Source organism: Pseudoxanthomonas composti, assembly GCF_004122095.1.
Classification (GTDB): Bacteria; Pseudomonadota; Gammaproteobacteria; order Xanthomonadales; family Xanthomonadaceae; genus Pseudoxanthomonas_A; species Pseudoxanthomonas_A composti.
This window is the reverse complement of sequence record NZ_SAWZ01000001.1, coordinates 75874-95467: the sequence shown is the minus strand read 5'-3', so window position 1 is coordinate 95467 and position 19594 is coordinate 75874. Positions and strand designations below refer to the sequence as shown.

Below are 19594 nucleotides of genomic sequence, written 5' to 3'. Positions count from 1 at the left end.
CTTCAGTTCTTCGCCGAGGCCGGCAGGTTGTCTTCGATGATCGAAGTGATCAGCGCATTGGCATCGGCCAGCTGCTTCTCATAGGCGGCCGTGGCCAGCAGCGGCTTGTCGCGCTTGCGCGCCGGCGCCAGCACCGGGCCGTCCTGGTCCTTCACCGTGACATCCACCTGCATGCTCAGACCGATGCGCAGCGGGTGCTTGACCAGCTGTTCGCGGTCCAGCTCGATCCGCACCGGCACGCGCTGCACGATCTTGATCCAGTTGCCGCTGGCGTTCTGCGCCGGCAGCAGCGAGAACGCGCTGCCCGTGCCCAGGCCCAGGCTGGCGACCTTGCCGTTGTAGACCACGTCATCGCCGTAGAGATCGGCATGCACTTCCACCGGCTGGCCGATGCGCATGTGGCCCAGCTGGGTTTCCTTGAAGTTGGCATCCACCCAGACCTCCTCCAGCGGCACGATGGTCATCAGCGAGGTGCCCGGCTGCACGCGCTGGCCCAGCTGCACCTGGCGACGGGCGACGTAGCCGGAGACCGGGGCCAGGATGGCCGAGCGCTGCAGGTTCAGATAGGCCTGGCGCAGCTGCGAGGCGGCCGCCTGCACCTGCGGGGTCTTGCCGATCGTGGTGGCATCCACCAGCGCGCGGGTGCGCTGCAGGTTGCCGCGCGCGCTGCCCAGGGCGGCCTCGGCCGCGGCCAGTACGTCCCGGGCGTGCGCCAGCTCCTCGCGCGAGACAGCGCCGGAGTCGACCAGGCCCTGGCGACGCTTCACGTCGGCACGTGCCTGCTCCACCGAGATCTGACGCGCGCGCAGGTCCGACTCGCCGGACTCGACATTGCTGAAAAGTCCGCGCACCTGGCGCACGGTGCCTGCCAGGTTGGCCACCGACTGGTCGTAGGCGACCTGCGCATCGTTCGGATCCAGGTGCACCAGCGGTTGTCCGGCTTCCACCCGCATGCCGTCATCGGCGTCGATGCTGACCACCGTGCCGGTGGTCTGCGGCACGATGCTGACGATGTTGCCGGCCACGTAGGCATCGTCGGTGTCCTGGTGCCAGCGGCCGTGGAGCAGCCACCAGGCCAGCCAGGCCGCGCCGAGGACCAGCACGGCGATCAGCAGGATCAACAACGCGCGGCGACGCTTGTTCTTCGGCGCGGGTGCGGAAGCGTTGGGTTGGGAGGTCTGGGCGCTCATGGGGTGACCTTGGAAGTATCCGAATCAGAAGAAGAAAGCTGTGGCGCGCTCAGCGGCAAGCCGCCACCGAGGGCCTGGTCGAGATCGATGGCGGCCGCATAGCGCTGTGCGCGCAGCGAGGCCAGCTGTTGTTCCAACTGCAGCAGCGGTCGCTGGGTGGTCAGGACTTCCAGCTGGTTGCCGATGCCGGCGCTGTAGCGCGAGGTGGCCAGCTCCAGCGCGGCGCGCGCGGCGTCGCGGGCCTGGGTGGCCTGCGCCGTCTGCGCATCCAGCGAGCGCGCCGCCTGCACGGCGTCGGCGACCTCGTGCATGGCGCCCACCAGCGACTGGTTGTACTCGGCCACGGCCAGGTCGTACTGCGCATCGCGCGCGTCCAGCTGTCCACGCAGGCGGCCGCCGTCGAAGATCGGCAGGCTCAGCGCGGGGCCACCGAAGCCCAGCAGCGCCTCATTGCTGAACAGATCGGACAGGCCCGAATCGGCCAGCCCGACAATGGCGCTGAGGTTGATGCTGGGCTTGAACGCGGCCTTGGCCGCATCGATGCCGCGACTGGCCGCTTCCACGCGCCAACGCGCGGCCACCACGTCGGCGCGATGACCGAGCAGTTCGCTGGGCAGCACGTTCGGCACGGCCGGGGAGGGCGCATCCAGCAGACTGGGTGGGGCGATGTCCAGGCCGCGGTCCGGGCCCTTGCCCAGCAGCGCGGCCAGCGCATTGCGCAGCGCATCGATCTGCTGCTGCGCGGCCTCGGCCTGCTGGCGCGCGCTGGCGATGGCGCTCTCGGACTGGCGCAGCGGCAGCTGGTTGTCCAGGCCGGCCTTGACCCGCTTGTCGCCAAGCTCGAACAGCTGCGAGGCGCGCCGTTCCTCCTGGCGCGCCACCTGCTGTGCCTCGTAGGCCTGGGCCAGATTGATGTAGGCGCGGGCGATGTTGGCCGACAGCGCCAGGCGCGCGGCCTGGGCGTCGACTTCGGCCGCACGTGCCTGGCCAACGGCGGCCTCGTAGGCGGCGCGCTGGCCGCCCCACAGGTCCGGCTTCCAGCTGAAGTTGAGCATCAGCACCGTGCTGTGCATCAGCTTGCCGCCGAACTCGTCGCCCAGCAGGGTTTCGGGCAACTGCACGCCGGTGTACTGGGCGCTGCCGCTCAGGCTGGGGCGGCGTTCGGCATCACTCAGGCCAGCCTGGGCGCGGGCCTGGCGCAGGCGCGCGTCGGCGACCTGCAGCGAGGGCGTGCCTGCCAGGGCCTCGCCGATCAGGGCGTCCAGTTGCGGGTCGCCCAGGCGCGTCCACCAATCCTGGCGCGGGAACTCGGCCTGGCTGAGGTGGCCGGCGAGGCTGCGGGTGGCGGAGACATCGTCCGGCGAGCGCAGGACGGCGGACGGTTCCAGCCCACCGCTGGTCGCGCAGCTGGCGAGCAACAGCGCGCTCGCCAGCACCGACAGGGTGCGGCCCGTCCGGCGTGCGGTCGGGAAAGAGAGGTTCGTGGACATGGCGTCAGGGGGTGGGAGTGGAAAGGTTGTCGCGCACGCGGGTCAGCAAGGCCATGAGCTGTCCGCTTTCTTCGTCGGTCATGCCGGTCAGCGCGCGCTTGAGCACGCCTTGCCCGGCGGTGCCGATTTCGCTCCAGATCTGCTCGCCGGCAGGCGTGAGCTTGATATGCAGCGCGCGGCGGTCGGCAGGGTCGGCCGCGCGGGTGATCAGGCCGCGCGCCTCCAGCTTGTCCAGCAGGCGGGTCATGGCGCCGGGGTTCATCTCGGCGGCCTTGGCCAGATCGCTGGCGCTGGGCGTGACCTCGGCGGCCAGCTTCTTGATGACGATGTACTGGCTGAAGGTCAGGTCATGGCCGAGCTTGGTCAGCTCGTGCTCGAGCTGGGCCCAGAGCCCGTCGCGGACCTGGCGGATCATCAGCCCGAGCGCGGAGCCGCTGGCGGGGGGGAGAGGGCAAGGGTTCATGGGGAGCGCATGCTCCGCGCCCGAGCAATAATTGTCAAGGCAATTATTGTGACGGCAAGTCTGTTATATGACCTTCAGCTGTCTTTTTTTTCATCTTGCCGTGCAGCGCCGCCGTCGGGATTCCCCGACGGCGGCGGCAGCGCTCAGGCCACCCGCTTGAGCACCAGTTCGAGCACGAACTTGCTGCCGAAGAAGGCCAGCAGCAGCAGCGCCATCGCCGCCAGGGTCCAGTGCACGGCCTTGGCGCCGCGCCAGCCCCGTCGCCAGCGGCCCAGCAACAGCGCGCCGAACACCAGCCAGGACAGCACGCTGAGCACGGTCTTGTGGATCAGGTGCTGGCCGAGCAGGTCGTGGACGAACAGCACGCCGCTGAGCAGCGTGGCCGTCAGCAGCGCGAAACCCACCGCGATGGTCTTGAACAACAGGGTTTCCAGCTCGGTCAGCGGCGGCAGCGCCCGCAGCCACGGCTGGAAGTCGCGGCGGCGCAATGCCCGCTCCTGCACCCACAGCATCAAGGCCAGCAGCGCGGCCACGGCCAGGCTGGCATAGGCCAGCAGCGCCATCCACGCATGCAGCTGCAGGCGCCAGTCCAGGCCCGGGCTGGGTTTGTGCCCATAGCCGTGGTACAGGCCCAGCAGCAGCGCCGCCAGCGGGAACACCACCACACCCAGCGTGCCGGTGCGGCCCTGCGCGCCGACCAGCGTGGTCAGCACCGCCATGCCCAGGCTGACCAGCGACAGGGCCGAGAAGAAGTGCATGTCCGGGCCGCCGGCGGTGATCCTGGCGATCCACAGGTGATAGCCACCGTGCAGCAGCACCGCAGCCCAGGCTGGCCAGCGCCAGCCGTGGGTCGATTCCAGGGTGTCCTTGGCCGCGCCACGGACCAGCAGCACGGTCGCAAGCAGGTAAAGGGCGATCGCGGCGGGCGTGAGCATCATCCGCGCAGTGTCGCATGCCCCATCGCGCCGCAGCACGCGCCAGCGTGCCCTTCGGTGGCTGCCGGAGGGGCCGCTATACTTCGCCCTTTCCTGTCTTCAAAGCGCGGTTGCCCCCGATGTTCGAATCCCTGACCCAGCGCCTGTCCGGCACCATCGAACGGCTGCGTGGCCGTGGCCGCCTGACCGAGGAGAACATCCGCGAAGCCACCCGCGAGGTGCGCATCGCCCTGCTGGAGGCCGACGTCGCCCTGCCGGTGGTGCAGGCCCTGATCGAGCGCATCAAAGTGCGCGCGGTCGGCCAGGAAGTCCTGAAGTCGCTGACCCCGGGCCAGGCGCTGATCAAGGTCGTGCGCGACGAGCTGACCGCGGTCATGGGCTCGGCCGCCACCGACCTCAACCTCAACGTGCCGGCCCCGGCGGTCATCCTCATGGCCGGCCTGCAGGGCGCCGGCAAGACCACCACCGTGGGCAAGCTGGCCAAGCACCTGCGCGAGAAGCGCAAGAAGAAGGTGATGGTGGTGTCGGCCGACGTCTACCGCCCGGCCGCCATCGAGCAGCTCAAGACCCTGGCCGAACAGGTGCAGGTGAGCTTCTTCCCCTCGCAGGCCTCGCAGAAGCCCGAGGACATCGTGCGCGCCGCCATCGACGATGCGCGCAAGTCCTTCATCGATGTGCTGCTGGTCGATACCGCCGGTCGCCTGGCCATCGACGAGGCGATGATGGCCGAGATCAAGGCGCTGCACACGGCGGTCAAGCCGGTGGAGACCCTGTTCGTGGTCGACGCCATGACTGGCCAGGACGCGGCCAACACCGCCAAGGCCTTCAGCGAAGCGCTGCCGCTGACCGGCGTGGTGCTGACCAAGACCGATGGCGATGCGCGTGGCGGCGCGGCGCTGAGCGTGCGCTACATCACCGGCAAGCCGATCAAGTTCATCGGCGTGGGCGAGAAGCCCGACGGCCTGGACGTGTTCCACCCCGACCGCGTGGCCAGCCGCATCCTGGACATGGGCGATGTGCTGTCGCTGGTGGAGCAAGTCGAGAGCCAGGTCGACAAGGACAAGGCGCATAAGCTGGCCGAGAAGGTCGCCAAGGGCAAGAAATTCGACCTCAACGACATGCGCGACCAGCTCGAGCAGATGCAGAACATGGGCGGCATCGGCAGCCTGATGGAAAAGCTGCCGGGCCTGGGGCAGATCCCGGAGAACCTCAAGGCGCAGGTGGCCGGCAGCAAGGAAGTGCCGCGCATGATCGCCATCATCAATTCGATGACCAAGAAGGAGCGCCGCAACCCGGGCCTGCTCAACGGCTCGCGCCGGGCGCGCATCGCCAAGGGCTCGGGCACCCAGCCTTCGGACGTCAACAAGCTGATGAAGCAGTTCCAGCAGATGGAAAAGATGATGTCCAAGCTCTCCGGCGGCGGCATGAAGGGGATGATGCGGGGCATGCGCGGGATGATGGGCGCCATGGGCGGTCGCGGCGGCCTGCCGTTCCGCTGAGCTCATGCGCGACATGCGCCAGCAGCGGGTCCAGGCGTTCTGCGAGCGCTACGGCCTGACCATGCCGGTGCTGCTGGCACCGATGGCCGGCGCCTGCCCGGTGTCGCTGTCCGTGGCCGCCGCGCGGGCCGGCAGCATGGGCGCCATGGGCGCAGTGCTGTCCCAGCCCGATGACATCACCGCCTGGGTCGGCCAGTTCCGCGCCCAGTGCGATGGCCCCGTGCAGGTCAACCTGTGGGTGCCCGACCCGGAACCGATGCGCGATGCCACCGCCGAGGCGGCCATGCGGCAGTTCCTCGGCCAATGGGGCCCGCCCGTGCCGGCCGAGGCCGGCGATGCGCGTCCGGCACCGTTCGAGGCGCAGTTCCAGGCCGTGCTGCAGGCGCGCCCTCACGTGCTGTCCACCATCATGGGTGTGCTCGATCCGGCGCAGGTCCGCGAGCTGAAGGCAGCCGGCATCGCCTGGTTCGCCACCGCTACCACGCTGGCCGAGGCGCGCCAGGCCCAGGCCGCCGGCGCCGATGCGGTGATCGCCCAGGGCTTCGAAGCCGGCGGCCACCGCGGCACCTTCGACGCGGCTGCGGCCGAACGCCAGATGACGGGGCTGCTTGCGCTGGTCCCGCGCCTGGCCGATGCGCTGGAGGTGCCGGTCATCGCGGCCGGCGGCATCGGCGACGGTCGCGGCATCGCCGCGGCGCTGACGCTGGGCGCATCGGCCGTCTTCATCGGGACCGCCCTGCTGGCCAGCCCCGAGGCGCGGATCGCGCCGGCATGGGCGGCAGCCTTGCAGGCGGCCGAACCGGAAGACACCTGGCCCACGCGCGCGTTTTCCGGGCGCCTGGGCCGTGCGCTGGCCACCGATTACGTGCGCGCCACCGCCGCTGCCGATGCGCCGCCGATGGCGCCATACCCCATCCAGCGCGCCTTGACCGCGGCCATGCGTGCGCAGGCGGCCAAGCAGGACGATCTGTCCGCGATGCAGGCCTGGGCCGGCCAGTCAGCCTGGATGGCCAGGCCCGAACCAGCCGGCGCCCTGCTGCAGCGCTGGTGGTCCGATGCCTGTGCCCTGCGCTGAGTGCGGTGCGGCGAGGTCGCGGTCTTGAGCGCATCGCAGGTGTGGTGCAACGGCGTGCCGGCCGATGCCGCGGCGCTGCAGGCACTGGCGCTGGTCAACTACGGCCACTTCACCTCGATGCAGGTGCGCGGCGGTGCGGTGCAGGGGCTGGACCTGCACCTGCAGCGCCTGGCCGAAGGCAATCGCGCGCTGTTCGACGCGCCACTCGATGCCGCCCAACTGCGGGCATGGATGCGTCTGGCGCTTGCGCAGATGCCCGATGCCTCCCTGCGGGTCACGGTGTTCTCGCGTGGCTTCGATCATCGCCAGCCGCAGCGGCCCTGCCAACCGGACCTTCTGATCTCCCTCACGCCGCCGGCGCCGCCCGGGCAGGGCGCGGTGACCCTGCAGGCCGTGGCCTTCCAGCGGCCGCTGCCCCAGCTCAAGCACGTGGCGACCCTGCCGTTGTTCCACTACCGTCGGCAGGCGCGGTTGGCCGGCTACGACGATGCCCTGTTCCTGGCGCCGGAGGACGGACGGGTGATCGAAGGCAGCGTGTGGAACGTGGCCTTCTGGGATGGCCAGCAGGTGCTGTGGCCACAGGCCCAGGCCCTGCGTGGCACCTGCGAGGCGCTGGTGCGGCGGGGCCTGGCGCAGTTGGGCGTGGCCCAGTGCGAGCAGGTCCTCTCGCTGGAGCAGGCGCAGCGCGTGCCGGCCATCACCCTGAATGCGACGGGGGTGCAGCCGGTGTCCGCGATCGAGGGCGCTGCCCTGCCTGACGGGGGCGAGCTACAGGCCTTGGTGGCGCGCGCGCTGGACACCCAGCCCTGGGCCCCGATCTGACCGCTTGGACAAGCCGCCCAAGCCCGCTATAATCGCCGGCTTACCGCGCCATCCTGGCGACTGGGCAACACCGAGAAAACCACCATGGTCAAGATCCGTCTTACCCGCGGCGGCGCCAAGAAGCGTCCGTTCTACCACATCATCGTCACCGACGTGCGCAGCGCGCGCGACGGCCGCAACATCGAGCGCGTGGGTTATTACAACCCGGTCGCCCAGGGCGCCGAGCAGCGCGTCGTGCTGGACCTGGCCCGCGTGGACCATTGGGTGTCCAACGGCGCCCAGCTGACCGACAAGGTCCGCAACCTCTACAAGGAAGCCACCAAGGCTTCTGCCCAGGCTGCGGCCTGATACTCCGGCGGCTGCGCATTGCGCGCAGCCTCTGAAGTGGCACTCGCATGAACGACCCGACGCGCCGCATCCTCCTAGGTAGGGTGATCGGCGCGTTCGGCGTTCGTGGCGAGGCGAAAATCGAGTCCTGGACCGAGCCGCGCGAAGCGATCTTCCGCTACCAGCCCTGGACCCTGCGCGATGCCGCCGGCAACGAGCGCGAGCTCTCCGGCGTGCGCGGCAAGCCACAGGGCAAGCACCTGGTGGCGACCTTCCCCGGCGTGGACGATCGCAACATCATCGAGGCGATGGTGGGCACGGAGATCTTCGTGCCGCGCGCGGCGCTGCCGCCGCCCAGGCCCGACGAGTTCTACTGGGTGGATCTGGAAGGCCTGCGCGTGATCAACGCCGACGGCCGCTCCTTCGGCACGGTCTCGCACCTGTTCTCCACCGGCGCCAACGACGTACTGGTGGCGCGCGGGGACAAGGAACGCCTGATCCCGTTCGTCCAACCCGAGTTCGTGACCCGCGTGGATTTCGAGGCCGGGGAAATCGGGGTGGACTGGGATCCTGACTTCTAGGAACGAGTGGAGAGGAACGAGGAACGAGTGGGCGCGGCCGACGCTGTCCTATGCTTCCACTCGTTTCTCGTTTCTCGTTTCTCGTTCCTTGCTCCTCTCCACTCACTCCTCGCCCCATGCGCATCGACGTCCTCACCCTGTTCCCCGATTTCATCGACCAGAGCGCGAGCTTCGGCGTGGTCGGGCGGGCGCGCGAGCGGGGGTTGTTGCAGCTGCATGGCTGGAACCCGCGCGACTACGCCCAGGGCAACTACCGGCGTGTGGATGACCGGCCTTTCGGCGGTGGCCCGGGCATGGTGATGCTGATCGAGCCGCTGCGTGCCTGCCTGGCCGCGGCGCGTGCGGCCGGGGCAGGGCCGGCGCCGCTGGTGTATCTGACCCCGCAGGGGCGTCCGCTGACCCAGGCCAAGGTGCGCGAGCTGGCGGCGTTGCCGCGGCTGATGCTGCTGTGCGGGCGCTACGAGGGCGTGGACGAGCGCTTCATCCAGGCCGAGGTCGACGAGGAAATCTCCATCGGCGACTACGTGCTCTCCGGCGGCGAGCTGGGCGCGGCGGTGCTGGTGGATGCCATCACCCGCCTGCAGGACGGGGCGCTGGGCGATGCCGAATCGGCGGCGCAGGACAGCTTCGAAGGTGAGGGCGGGTTGCTGGATTGCCCGCACTACAGCCACCCGGTGCAGCACGACTGGGGCGAGGTGCCGGCGGTGCTGCGCTCGGGCAACCACGCCGCCATCGCGCGCTGGCGCCGCCAGCAATCGCTGGGGCGGACCTGGCTGCGGCGGCCGGAGCTGCTGGACGAGGACGCCTTGTCCAAGGCCGATCGCAAGCTGCTGGCGGCCTTCCGCGAGGACCTGGCCGCAGGCGTTGGCGACCCGCTGCCCACCCCTGGCGAAGACGGAACGACTTAGGCTAGAATGCGCGATTCCTGTGGCCGGCTCGGCTTCCAGGGACCCCATAACAACGAACGTGCGACGCAATCCGGCGATCGCATCAGTCCAGGCTGTCGAACGACACCCTCACCCGAACAACGACATCGGTGCACCCATGAGCAAGTTGAACAAGTCCATCATCGCGGAATTCGAGTCCGCCCAGATCACCCGCGAGCTGCCGCAGTTCAGCCAGGGCGACACCGTCGTCGTCAACGTCAAGGTGAAGGAAGGCAACCGCGAGCGCGTCCAGGCCTATGAAGGCGTGGTCATCGGCAAGAAGAACGCCGGCCTGAACTCGGCTTTCACCGTGCGCAAGATCTCCCACGGCTACGGCGTGGAGCGCGTGTTCCAGACCCACAGCGCCACCATCGACTCGGTCGAAGTCAAGCGCCGCGGCAAGGTCCGCGCCGGCAAGCTGTACTACCTGCGCGGTCTGCAGGGCAAGGCGGCGCGCATCAAGGAAGACCTGGCCGCCGCCGCCGCCGCCAAGGCTGCCCGTCAGGCCGCTGCCGAGTAATCCTCGCGCGCCTGTTGCAGCTTTGGCAAAACCCCGGCTCCGGCCGGGGTTTTGCTTTATGGACTTCCGGCACAGGCCTGCACTCGCTGGCGGCGCTAGGATCGAGGCCACGACCATGACCAGGGAATGTCCGATGTCCAAGCCCGTGCTGCTGCCGGTGTTGTGTTCTCTCGCGCTGGCCGCATGTGCCAGTGATGCGCGCCTGATGGATGCCAGCGTGCGGCCGACCGATCTGCCCGAATGCGCGCTGGCGTCCTCGCGCCCGCCGGCCAATCAGGACCGTGAGGCCGGTGCGAACGATCCGCGCATGCGTTGCGCGCCCGATGACAGCCTGCGTTTTTCCATTGGCAGCGACACCCGTTCGGACTCCACCTTCAAGCTCGATGACCTCAAGCACGACCAGCCCCGCTGAAACTTCCGCTGCCGGCGTCCGCCTGGATATCTGGCTGTGGGCCGCGCGCTTCTTCAAGACCCGCTCGCTGGCCAAGGCGGCCATCGCCGCCGGCCGGATCGAAGTCAACGGCCAGCGCGCCAAGCCCTCGCGGGCGGTGCATGCCAACGACCAGCTGCTGGTGCACCGGGGCGATGAGCAGTTCCAGGTGCAGGTGCGTGGCCTGGCCGATCAGCGTGGACCGGCGCCGGTGGCGCAGGCGTTGTACGAGGAAAGCGCGCAGTCGCGGCAGCGCCGCGAGGAGCAGCGTGCCCTGCGCGCGGCCGAGCGCACCGGCTACCGCGCGCCGGAGACCAAGCCGGACAAGCGGGCACGCCGCCTGATCCAGGCCCTGGGCGATATCGACGCGCTATAAGGCGACGCCGTTGGGGTCAGGATTTGAGCAGCGGTTGGTCGGGCACCGGGTCGGCGCGATCGGCCACCGGTGAGGGCGTGGTGGCCGGCACCTCCGAAGGCACGGCCATCGTGCGGGGATCGGCCGCGCCCATGCGCGCCTTGCGCCAGCCGCCCCAGCGGTAATAGGCCATCGACAGCAGCATCGAGCACAGCGAACTGACCGGAAAGCTCCACCACACCGCGTCGGCCCCCAGCGTGGGCTGCAGGAGGTTGGCGAAGGGCACGCGGATGCCCCACAGCGAGACCACCAGAATGATCAGGGGCACGATCACCGCGCCGGTCGCGCGCACCACGCCGGACAGTACGAACATCACCCCGAAGAACAGGAAGGACCAGATCGCGATGTGATTGAGGTGGCGTGCCGCCTCGAAAGCAGGGCTGCCCGGCTGCAGGAACAGCGCAAAGCTCCACCGGTCCAGCAGGATCAAGGGTGCGATCAGCGCCCCGGTCATCAGGAAATTGAACAGCACGCCGGTGCGCGCGGTGGCCGATACCCGATCCCAGTGGCCGGCGCCGACGTTCTGCGCGGCCATGGTCGAGGCCGCCGCGGCGATGGCCATCGCCGGCATCTGCACATAGGTCCACAGCTGCAGCGCCGCACCGTAGGCGGCCGCGGTCTGCGTGCCGAAGCGGTTGACCAGGCTCATCATCGCGATCATTGCCAGGGACACCAGCACCATCTGCAAGCCCATCGGCACGCCCTTGGCGACCAGCGTCTTGAGGATGCGAGCATCGATCAGGAACAGGTGCAGGTCCTTGCGGCCCAGCCACAGCACGTGGCGCCTGCGCCGCAGCGCCAACAGCATCGCCGCCAGCGCCAGGGCCTGGGTGATCAACGTGGACCAGGCCGCGCCGGCGATGCCCAGCTTGGGAAACGGGCCCAGGCCCAGCATCAGCACCGGGTCCAATGCGCAGTCCAGCACCACGGCCAGCAGCAGGTAGCGAAACGGCGTCCTGGCGTCGCCCGCGCCGCGCAAGGCCGCCGACAGGAAGGAGAAGGCATAGATCAGCGGGACCGCCAGGAAGATCACCCGCAGATAGGCTTCGGCCGGCGCCAGCGAATCGGGCGGCGTGCCCATGGCCGCGAGCAGGTGTCGGGCGAACCACGCGCCGCTGCAGGCGATTAGCACGGAGATGGCGATGAAGAAACTGGCGCTGGTGCCCATCACCTGGCGGGCGCGGGCGATGTCCCCGGCGCCCATGGCCTGGCCGATCAGGATGGTCGAGGCCATGCCGATGCCGAATACCGACCCGATCAGGAAGAACAGGATGCTGTTGGCGTTGGCCGTGGCGGTCAGCGCCGATTCGCCCAGGAACCTGCCGATCCAGATCGCATTGATCGAGCCGTTGAGCGATTGCGCCACGTTGCCGCCGAGGATGGGCAGCGAGAACAGAAGCAGGTTGCGGCCGATGGGGCCCTCGGTCAGCGAGCGGGCGGGGCGTGCGGACATTGGACGCGTCATGGCGAGGGTGCTGCACCCTAGCACCCGCGTGGTCGCAGCAGGGCAGGGGCAACAACTCCTACCGCAACAGCGCTTTTGTGGGAGCCGACTTATCGGCAAAGGGGCTTGCCCGGAAAGACCTCTTCGCGGCAGCTGGCTCTAGGCCCACACAGCTCGCACAAGCTTCTCGCTAGTGGGCGAGAGCAGGGATTGCCGATGAGAGTGAGCGCTCTTGTGGAAGCCGATTCATCGGCGAAGCGGCTTGCTCGGGAAAGCCTCTTCGCGGCTGATGGCCCTAGGCGACACAGAGCCGCTCCCACAAGTGCTCGCTAGAGTCGTGCGCGCGGATTGCCGATGCGAGCGAGCGCTTTTGTGGGAGCCGATTCATCGGCGAGGGGCTTGCCCGGGACAGCCGCACGCAGCTGACGGCCCAGGCCCGCCAGCGCTTCTGCCCCACGCCCCCCCGCGATCCGCCACCCTGCTGCAGCGCGGACGCTAGGCGACAGCAGCCGGCTGTGCGTTCGCGCGGCGCCACTGCTGCAAGCCCATGATCGCCAGGCCGACCAGGCCCAGGTACAGCGCGGCGGTCACGTTGAGCGACTTGTACAGGTACAGGCCGATGTAGATCACATCCACCACGATCCACAGCCACCAGGCCGCCACATGACGACGACCCTGCCACCACTGCGCGACCAGGCTGAAGGCGGTAAGGGCTGCATCCAGCCACGGCAGGGCGGCATCGGTCCAGGTGTGCATGGCCGCGCCCAGGGCCAACGCACCGACCGCGCCGACACCCAGATCCCGACACATCACCGCTGCGCGCAGCGGTGCGATGCGCACGCGGCCGTCATTGCCCAGGTTGGCCTTCCAGCGCCACCAGCCATAGACGATGAAACCGGCGAAGGCGCCCTGCAGCAGCGCGTCCGAGTACAGCCGCGCATCGATGAAGACACCGGCGTACAGCGCCACCGAGACCAGCCCGACCGGCCAGCCCAGCAGGTGCCGGCGCGCGGTCAGCCAGACCGCGGCGATGCTGACGGCCGCGGCGATCCACTCCAGCGTCTCGATGCTCACAGCGCGTAGGTGACGGTTAGGCGCGCCAGGCGCGGCGCACCCGGAAACAGGTAGTAATCCCCGCCGCTGCTGCCGGTATCGCGCCAGTAGAACTTGTCGAACACGTTGTCCACCGACAGCCGCCAGGTCAGCGCGTGGCCGTTGACCTCGCCGCGGAAGCGCACGCCGGCATCGAAGACATGATAGGCCGGCACGCGCACCTGGCCATCGGGCGTGGCGACGTTGCGCGCGGCGTAGCGCCAGCCGCCGGACACGTTCCAGGCCGGCGCCATCGGCAGCTGGTAGTCCAGGTAGACGCTGGCGCGGGCCTTGGGAATGTTGACCAGCTGGTGGCCTTCGATCACCGCACTGCCGGCATCCTCCGCACGCGCGCGCAGCAGGCTGGTGCTGGCATCGATGCGCAGGCGATCGGTCAGGCGACCGTTGGCGGTCAGCTCCAGCCCGGTGTGCACCTGATCGCCCTGCTGCACGAAGGTGTAGCCGGTCTCGCTGGCATCGGGCTGGGCGTACTGGAGGGGCTGGGCGATGCGGAACAGCGCCGCGCCCAGGTCCAGCGTGTCGCTTACCGAGAACTTGGCGCCGAGCTCGGTCTGCCGCGAACGCATCGGCGGCAGGAAACTGTCGGCGTTGGAGGTCCAGTACGGGGCTTCCTGACCCAGCGACAGGCCCTCGCTATAACTGACGTAGGCGTTGAGCTGCTCGGTGGCGCGCCAGATCAGCGCGGTCTGCGGCAGGAACCTGGACAGGCGCGTGTGGCGTTCGCGCACATTGCTGCTGTCGTTGGCGTACTCGTCCAGGCGCACGAAGCGCCCCCCACCCAGCCACTGCCAGCCGTTGTCGAAATCGATGCGGTCCAGCGCGAACACCGCGCGCTGGCGGTCGTCCAGGCGCCGCGCCGACTGGCCCGGCTGCAGCGGCGAGGGGGCGAACACGGGGACCTGCGCATCATCGATGTTGGCGGTGCCGACGTACTCGTTGACGCTCTTGCGCCGGTCCACGGTGCGGCGAAAGCCGTCCAGCCCGAAGCTCAGCTGGTGACGCCAGCGGCCGGTCTGGAAGCTACCCTGCAGCTGCGCGCGCAGCTGTTGGTTGTGGCGGGTGTCGTCCGGGCTGCGGTAGTCGTAGATGTCGTAGTCGCCGTTGGGCGCGAAGAAGTTGCCCGGCACGCTGCCATCGGCGCATTCGCTGGCGTAGTAGCAGCCGAAGGCGAAGGCGACGTTGTCGTCGATCACGCTGCGGCTGTTGCCGAAGGCCAGGCTCCCCTGCCAGTCGGGGGCGAACTGGTAGGTGTAGCGCGCGGTGAGGTTGGCCGTGTGCATGGCCACCGGCTGCGCCCACGGCTGGTAGCCCAGCAAGGTCTCGCGGTCGACGCGGCCGGGCAGGGCGCGCGCGCCCAGCAACTGGTAGCCCGAAGCCGAGCGCTGGGAACTGCTCTGGTAGTTGCCATCCAGTTCCAGCTTGCCCTTCTCGCCGATCAGCCAATCGGCCGCCAGCGCGTAGAAGTTGCGGCGTCCGTCGGTGTGCTCGATGTAGGACTGGGTATCGTCGAAGGCCGCATTCAAGCGCAGGCCGAAGCTCGGGGTGAGCCAGCGGCCCACGTCCACGGCGACATAGCGCGAGCCGTAGGAATCAGTGCCGACGGTCAGATCCTGCACGCGCGCCGGGCGCTTGGCCACGTAGTTGACGATGCCGCCCGGGGCCATGATGCCGGCGGTCAGCCCGGCCTCGCCCTTGAGGATCTCCACCTGCTGCAGGTGCTCCAGCGCGATGCGCTGCTCGCCGGCGATGCTCAGGTCGTTGAAGCGATAGCCGGTGGCCAGGTCCAGCGCGAAGCCACGGATGGCGGTGTTCTGGTAGTAGCCGACCGCCGCGTAGCTGTCGCCCATGGAGGCGTCGCTGACGGCCAGTTCGCTCAGCGTGCGCGGCTGGCGCGCGTCGATCAGCGCGCGGGTCAGCACGTTGAGCGAGGCCGGCGTGTCCTTCCAGCTGCCAGGTCCGAAGCTGTTGGATTGCGGGCGTGGCGTGGCCTGGGTGGTCTGGCCTTCCACGCGCACCGCGGCCAGCTCGGTGGCGCGGGTGGCGTCGGAGGCATCATCGGCCTGCTGCGCATGCAGCGGCAGGGCGGTGCACAGCAGGGAGGAGAGCAGCAGCGTGGGGCGGGAGCGGGGCATCGGTTCGTCACCAGGCAATGGGCAAGGACGAAGCGACGGCGCACGAGGGCACGCCTTCTCCAGGCGGTGCTTGCTGTGCTGCTCAAAGCTCCCTACGCCGGTGCAAACCGGATCAGGTTCCAAGGGACTCTCTCAGCCCGGCAACGCCGGGCACCCCCGCTTCAGGCAGGCATTGGACACCATTTCGCCGGGTTTTGCACACCCTGCGTGTTCAGGCCGCCGCGCGCAGCGCCTGCAACAGGGCCTGGCCGGGCGCGGTGGAGAACCATTGCGCATGGCCGAGCAGGAACACCTCGTAGGCCACGTCCGCATTGGCCAGCGAGCGGGTGATGCCGTGGAAGTACTCCACCTCCGACAGGGCGAAATCGAGGTGGACCAGCGGCAATAGATCGGCGAGTAGCCGCAGCGCGCCAGCGTGGAGCGGCAGCAACTGGCGATAGCCGTCGATCAGCGCCAACGCAGTGTCGATGTGGACCGCCCCGGCCCCGCGCTCCAGCGCCAGCCAGGCGATGGCGTTGCGTTCGATGGCGGTGGCCAGGTCGAACATCGCGCTGGTGGGCGATGCCAGTCCGAAGTCGAGCACGCTGGCGATGTGCGTCGCATCGTCAGCGCATTGCCACAACAGGTTGGACACATGCCAGTCGTTGTGCGCCCACAGGCGCGGCACCTCACGCAGGCGCTCGGCCAGGCCGCGATGCCAGGGCAGCAGGTGGCGCTGGAAGTCGGCCTGCCAGTCGCGCGCCCGCAGCCAGGCCGCCAGCGCGGGGCGCTCGTGCAGCTGGGCCTGCAGCGCGGCGATGGGGTCCTCGGCGCGGATCAGGTCATCGCGCGCCACCAGCAGATGCGTGCTGCGCTGAGGCGCGCGATAGCCATCCGCGGCCCGGTGCAGGCGTGCCAGCATCGCGCCGGCCGCGCGCGCACGCGAGGTGTCGGTGAGCGGCGTCCACGAGGCGGTCTGGCGGTACACATCCTCGCCCCGGCCGGCGCGATGGACTTCGTATGTCCACGTCCGGTGGGTCACCGCGGTGCGGCCTTGCGCATCGGCCAACACCTCCACCACGGGAATGCCCGCCTGGCGCAGATGGGCGATCAGGCGGTGCTCTTCTTCCAGGCAGGCCGCCGTGCGCACGCTGAGGTGATGGCGCTTGACGAAGAGGCGGCCCTGCACGGTCTCCACCAGCGCGGCGGCCGACAGCGGGCGCGGGCTGTGCCAGACGATGCGCTGCGTGCCGTGCGCGAGCTGCGGATAGCCGGCAAGCACGGCTTCGATCTCGGCTGACTGCAGCGGCGGCCAATCCGGCGCCACGTCCTCCTGGCCAACGCCATGCACGCGGTGGTCAGCATCAGTCATGGCGGAAGCGGTTCTCGCGTTGCACCGGCGTATTGTGCGACAACGGCGCCCGAAGGCGCCGTTGTCCGTTCGATGCAGCGTGTGTGGCTTACTTCAGGTCGAAGCGGTCCAGCTCCATCACCTTGGTCCAGGCCGCAACGAAGTCCTTGACGAACTTCTCCTTCGCATCGTCGCCGGCATAGACCTCGGCCAGCGCGCGCAGGATGGCGTTGGAGCCGAACACCAGGTCCACGCGCGTGGCCGTCCACTTCACCGCGCCGCCGTTGCGCGCCCGGCCCTCATAGGTGTTGCGCGAGGTCGGCGTCCACTCGGTGCCCATGTCCAGCAGGTTGACGAAGAAGTCGTTGCTCAGCGTGCCGGGCCTGTCGGTCAACACCCCGTGCGCCACGCCGTCCACGTTCGCCCCGAGCACGCGCAGCCCACCCAGCAGCACCGTCATCTCCGGCGCGGTCAGGGTCAGCAGCTGCGCCCTGTCGATCAGCAAGGCCTCGCCGGGCACGCTGAAGTGGCCCTTGAGATAGTTGCGGAAGCCATCGGCGACAGGTTCCAGCATGTTCACCGATTCGACGTCGGTCCGTTCCTGCGTGGCATCGGCGCGGCCCGGGGTGAACGGCACGCTGATGGCGTGGCCAGCGGCCTTGGCGGCCTGTTCGACACCCACGCCGCCAGCCAGCACGATCAGGTCGGCCAGCGACACCGGCTTGCCGAAGCCCCTGCGGATGTCCTGCAGCCGGGCCAGGACCTGGGCCAGTTGCTCGGGCTGGTTGACCTTCCAGTCCTTCATCGGCGCCAGTGCGATGCGTGCGCCGTTGGCGCCGCCGCGCTTGTCCGAGCCGCGGAAGGTCGAGGCCGAGGCCCAGGCGGTGGAGACCAGTTGCGACACGCTCAGGCCGGAGGCGACGATCGCCTCTTTCAGCGCGTCGATGTCCGCCGCTTCAAGCCGGGTTTCGGAGGCCGGAATCGGGTCCTGCCAGATCAACTCCTCGGCCGGCACTTCCGGCCCCAGGTAACGCACCTTCGGCCCCATGTCGCGGTGGGTCAGCTTGAACCAGGCGCGGGCAAAGGCATCGGCGAACTGGTCGGGGTTGTCCAGGAAGCGGCGCGAGATCTTCTCGTAGGCCGGATCGAAGCGCAGCGCCAGGTCGGTGGTCAGCATCGTCGGCAGGAGCTTCTTCGATGCGTCGTGCGCATGCGGAATGACCGCCTCGGCGTTCTTGGCCACCCACTGGTGCGCACCGGCCGGGCTCTTGGACAGCTCCCACTCGAAGCCGAACAGGTGCTCGAAGAAGTCGTTGCTCCACTGTGCCGGGGTCTTGGTCCAGGTCACCTCCAGGCCGCTGGTGATGGTGTCGGCGCCCTTGCCGGTGCCGAAGCGGTTGTGCCAGCCCAGGCCCTGCTGCTCCAGCTCGCCGGCTTCGGGCTCGTGGCCCACGTTGTCCGCCGGGCCTGCGCCGTGGGTCTTGCCGAAGCTGTGGCCGCCGGCGATCAGCGCCACGGTCTCCTCATCGTTCATCGCCATGCGGCCGAAGGTGTCGCGGATGTCGTAGGCGGCCTTGAGCGGGTCCGGATTGCCGTCCGGGCCTTCCGGATTGACGTAGATCAGGCCCATCTGCACCGCCGCCAGCGGGTTTTCCAGTTTGCGCGAATGCGTATCGCCATCGGCGTCGTCGTCGGACACCAGCACCGCTTCATCGCCGGGCTTGCGCACGCCTGTGGAGCCATGCGCGTAGCGCTCATCGCCCCCCAGCCAGGTGGTCTCCGCACCCCAGTACACATCCTGGTCGGGCTCCCAGGTGTCGGCGCGGCCGCCGGCGAAACCGAAGGTCTTGAAGCCCATCGATTCCAGCGCGACGTTGCCGGTGAGGATCATCAGGTCGGCCCAGGAGATGGCCTGGCCGTACTTCTGCTTGATCGGCCACAGCAGGCGGCGCGCCTTGTCCAGGCTGACGTTGTCCGGCCAGCTGTTGAGCGGCGCGAAGCGCTGCTGCCCGCGGCCGCCGCCGCCCCGACCGTCGGCGGTGCGGTAGGTGCCGGCGCTGTGCCAGGCCATGCGCACGAAGAGCGGGCCGTAGTGGCCGAAGTCCGCCGGCCACCAGTCCTGCGAGTCGGTCATCAGCGCGTGCAGGTCGCGCTTGAGGCCATCGTAGTCCAGCCCTTTAAAGGCCTCGGCATAGTCGAAAGCCGAGCCCAGCGGATCTGACTTGGGCGAATGCTGCGCCAGCAGGTCCACGCGCAGCCGCTTGGGCCACCAGTCCGCATTGGTGGTGCCGCCCCCGGCGGTGTGGTGGAAGGGGCACTTGGCTTCGATATTCATGGGCTCGCTACCTCTTTGTAGGGATGCGGTGGGTGGCTGATGACGCGGTGCGCGCCGGATGGGCATGCGGGGGCACTGGCGGCACGAGGCGAGCCGGGCGTGCCGCGGACGGCGCAACTCAGGTGATCTGGCAGGTGTGCTGGCGCATAGGCCCCGTGCTGTCCGGTGGTGTGCGCACACCTTAAGCAAGCCGTATGGCAAAAGAAAATTGACAGTTGTGCAATATTCGATAGCGAACAGCTATCGATCGTGCTGGGTGCGGAAGAAGCGCTTCAAGGTTGGAAACGCCGACACCCCAAGGACGGTCAGCCAGGGCCGGACGCAGGCCCTCCGACCAGGAAGCGGCTCTGTGTGGGAGCCGAGTCATCGGCGAAGAAGCTTTCCCGGGAAAGCCGCGCTCGCACCTAAACAAGGCGCGTCCTAACAAGGCCGCGCGGAATTTCCTTAAAGCAGCGCTCTTTGCGGGAGCCGATTCATCGGCGAAGAGGCTCTACCGCAAATGCTCATCGCGGCAGACGCCCAGGGCCAGCGGCTGCTCCGACGGGCCTCACATTCCGATGAAAACCC

Annotated in this window: 18 protein-coding genes and 1 riboswitch; of the genes, 9 read left to right on the top strand and 9 right to left on the bottom strand. The window is 69.0% G+C overall.

The annotated features are described in order from the left end of the window. Positions 1–2: 2 nt before the first annotated feature. The 4 genes from EPA99_RS00335 to EPA99_RS00320 all read right to left on the bottom strand — a co-directional run bounded on the left by EPA99_RS00335 (position 3) and on the right by EPA99_RS00320 (position 4081). Positions 3–1190, bottom strand: a complete 1188-nt coding sequence (locus EPA99_RS00335) for an HlyD/EmrA/EmrK family protein (protein WP_129469211.1) — start codon at positions 1188–1190, stop codon at positions 3–5. Next, a complete protein-coding gene (locus EPA99_RS00330; protein WP_129469210.1) occupies positions 1187–2680 on the bottom strand; it encodes an efflux transporter outer membrane subunit in 1494 nt (497 codons plus the stop codon). Before EPA99_RS00330 ends, EPA99_RS00335 begins: the two co-directional genes overlap by 4 nt. A 4-nt stretch (positions 2681–2684) precedes the next feature. Continuing rightward, on the bottom strand, positions 2685–3143 hold the full coding sequence (locus EPA99_RS00325) for a MarR family winged helix-turn-helix transcriptional regulator (protein ID WP_129469209.1): 459 nt from the start codon (positions 3141–3143) through the stop codon (positions 2685–2687). A 143-nt stretch (positions 3144–3286) separates the two neighbouring features. After that, complete coding sequence (locus tag EPA99_RS00320) at positions 3287–4081, bottom strand: cytochrome C assembly family protein (protein WP_129469208.1); 795 nt, start codon at positions 4079–4081, stop codon at positions 3287–3289. A 116-nt stretch (positions 4082–4197) separates the two neighbouring features. On the opposite strand from EPA99_RS00320, the gene ffh reads away from it, so the two are divergent. The 9 genes from ffh to EPA99_RS00275 all read left to right on the top strand — a co-directional run bounded on the left by ffh (position 4198) and on the right by EPA99_RS00275 (position 10634). Next, positions 4198–5577: a signal recognition particle protein gene (gene ffh, locus EPA99_RS00315; RefSeq protein WP_129469207.1), complete on the top strand. Its 1380-nt coding sequence runs from the start codon at positions 4198–4200 to the stop codon at positions 5575–5577. A gap of 4 nt (positions 5578–5581) precedes the next feature. After that, positions 5582–6652 (top strand): NAD(P)H-dependent flavin oxidoreductase, encoded by a 1071-nt coding sequence (locus EPA99_RS00310; RefSeq protein ID WP_129469206.1) that lies wholly within the window; start codon positions 5582–5584, stop codon positions 6650–6652. Positions 6653–6676: 24 nt separating this feature from the next. Further along, positions 6677–7474 (top strand): aminotransferase class IV, encoded by a 798-nt coding sequence (locus EPA99_RS00305; protein ID WP_129469205.1) that lies wholly within the window; start codon positions 6677–6679, stop codon positions 7472–7474. Positions 7475–7558: 84 nt separating this feature from the next. Next, on the top strand, positions 7559–7822 hold the full coding sequence (rpsP, locus tag EPA99_RS00300; RefSeq protein WP_129469204.1) for a 30S ribosomal protein S16: 264 nt from the start codon (positions 7559–7561) through the stop codon (positions 7820–7822). A 47-nt stretch (positions 7823–7869) separates the two neighbouring features. After that, on the top strand, positions 7870–8382 hold the full coding sequence (rimM, locus tag EPA99_RS00295; RefSeq protein ID WP_129469203.1) for a ribosome maturation factor RimM: 513 nt from the start codon (positions 7870–7872) through the stop codon (positions 8380–8382). Positions 8383–8498: 116 nt separating this feature from the next. Further along, positions 8499–9290, top strand: a complete 792-nt coding sequence (gene trmD, locus EPA99_RS00290) for a tRNA (guanosine(37)-N1)-methyltransferase TrmD (RefSeq protein WP_129469202.1) — start codon at positions 8499–8501, stop codon at positions 9288–9290. Between the two features lie 136 nt (positions 9291–9426). Continuing rightward, a complete protein-coding gene (gene rplS / locus EPA99_RS00285) occupies positions 9427–9828 on the top strand; it encodes a 50S ribosomal protein L19 (RefSeq protein ID WP_129469201.1) in 402 nt (133 codons plus the stop codon). 133 nt (positions 9829–9961) lie between these two features. Further along, positions 9962–10240: a hypothetical protein gene (locus EPA99_RS00280; RefSeq protein WP_129469200.1), complete on the top strand. Its 279-nt coding sequence runs from the start codon at positions 9962–9964 to the stop codon at positions 10238–10240. Then, positions 10212–10634, top strand: coding sequence for an RNA-binding S4 domain-containing protein (locus EPA99_RS00275; protein WP_129469199.1), 423 nt, complete (start codon positions 10212–10214; stop codon positions 10632–10634). The genes EPA99_RS00280 and EPA99_RS00275 overlap by 29 nt, the downstream gene beginning before the upstream one ends. Before the next feature lie 16 nt (positions 10635–10650). Here the strand turns inward: EPA99_RS00275 and EPA99_RS00270 are convergent, their stop codons facing one another. From EPA99_RS00270 to katG, 5 genes are all read right to left on the bottom strand, one after another. Next, positions 10651–12126: an MATE family efflux transporter gene (locus EPA99_RS00270; RefSeq protein ID WP_129469198.1), complete on the bottom strand. Its 1476-nt coding sequence runs from the start codon at positions 12124–12126 to the stop codon at positions 10651–10653. Positions 12127–12612: 486 nt separating this feature from the next. Then, complete coding sequence (pnuC, locus tag EPA99_RS00265; RefSeq protein ID WP_129469197.1) at positions 12613–13191, bottom strand: nicotinamide riboside transporter PnuC; 579 nt, start codon at positions 13189–13191, stop codon at positions 12613–12615. Continuing rightward, a complete protein-coding gene (locus tag EPA99_RS00260; RefSeq protein ID WP_129469196.1) occupies positions 13188–15362 on the bottom strand; it encodes a TonB-dependent siderophore receptor in 2175 nt (724 codons plus the stop codon). Before EPA99_RS00260 ends, pnuC begins: the two co-directional genes overlap by 4 nt. Before the next feature lie 72 nt (positions 15363–15434). Then, positions 15435–15530: riboswitch (TPP riboswitch) on the bottom strand. A 43-nt stretch (positions 15531–15573) separates the two neighbouring features. After that, positions 15574–16713, bottom strand: coding sequence for a phosphotransferase enzyme family protein (locus EPA99_RS00255; RefSeq protein WP_129469195.1), 1140 nt, complete (start codon positions 16711–16713; stop codon positions 15574–15576). Between the two features lie 88 nt (positions 16714–16801). Next, positions 16802–19027, bottom strand: coding sequence for a catalase/peroxidase HPI (gene katG, locus EPA99_RS00250; protein ID WP_129469194.1), 2226 nt, complete (start codon positions 19025–19027; stop codon positions 16802–16804). Positions 19028–19594: the final 567 nt, after the last annotated feature.

Bases quoted from the DNA above. Each gene is read 5' to 3' on its own strand.
- EPA99_RS00335 (WP_129469211.1), bottom strand. From the start codon at position 1,190: ATGAGCGCCCAGACCTCCCAACCCAACGCTTCCGCACCCGCGCCGAAG.
- EPA99_RS00330 (WP_129469210.1), bottom strand. From the start codon at position 2,680: ATGTCCACGAACCTCTCTTTCCCGACCGCACGCCGGACGGGCCGCACC.
- EPA99_RS00325 (WP_129469209.1), bottom strand. From the start codon at position 3,143: ATGAACCCTTGCCCTCTCCCCCCCGCCAGCGGCTCCGCGCTCGGGCTG.
- EPA99_RS00320 (WP_129469208.1), bottom strand. From the start codon at position 4,081: ATGATGCTCACGCCCGCCGCGATCGCCCTTTACCTGCTTGCGACCGTG.
- ffh (WP_129469207.1), top strand. From the start codon at position 4,198: ATGTTCGAATCCCTGACCCAGCGCCTGTCCGGCACCATCGAACGGCTG.
- EPA99_RS00310 (WP_129469206.1), top strand. From the start codon at position 5,582: ATGCGCGACATGCGCCAGCAGCGGGTCCAGGCGTTCTGCGAGCGCTAC.
- rpsP (WP_129469204.1), top strand. From the start codon at position 7,559: ATGGTCAAGATCCGTCTTACCCGCGGCGGCGCCAAGAAGCGTCCGTTC.
- rimM (WP_129469203.1), top strand. From the start codon at position 7,870: ATGAACGACCCGACGCGCCGCATCCTCCTAGGTAGGGTGATCGGCGCG.
- trmD (WP_129469202.1), top strand. From the start codon at position 8,499: ATGCGCATCGACGTCCTCACCCTGTTCCCCGATTTCATCGACCAGAGC.
- rplS (WP_129469201.1), top strand. From the start codon at position 9,427: ATGAGCAAGTTGAACAAGTCCATCATCGCGGAATTCGAGTCCGCCCAG.
- EPA99_RS00280 (WP_129469200.1), top strand. From the start codon at position 9,962: ATGTCCAAGCCCGTGCTGCTGCCGGTGTTGTGTTCTCTCGCGCTGGCC.
- EPA99_RS00275 (WP_129469199.1), top strand. From the start codon at position 10,212: ATGACCTCAAGCACGACCAGCCCCGCTGAAACTTCCGCTGCCGGCGTC.
- EPA99_RS00270 (WP_129469198.1), bottom strand. From the start codon at position 12,126: ATGTCCGCACGCCCCGCCCGCTCGCTGACCGAGGGCCCCATCGGCCGC.
- EPA99_RS00260 (WP_129469196.1), bottom strand. From the start codon at position 15,362: ATGCCCCGCTCCCGCCCCACGCTGCTGCTCTCCTCCCTGCTGTGCACC.
- EPA99_RS00255 (WP_129469195.1), bottom strand. From the start codon at position 16,713: ATGACTGATGCTGACCACCGCGTGCATGGCGTTGGCCAGGAGGACGTG.
- katG (WP_129469194.1), bottom strand. From the start codon at position 19,027: ATGAATATCGAAGCCAAGTGCCCCTTCCACCACACCGCCGGGGGCGGC.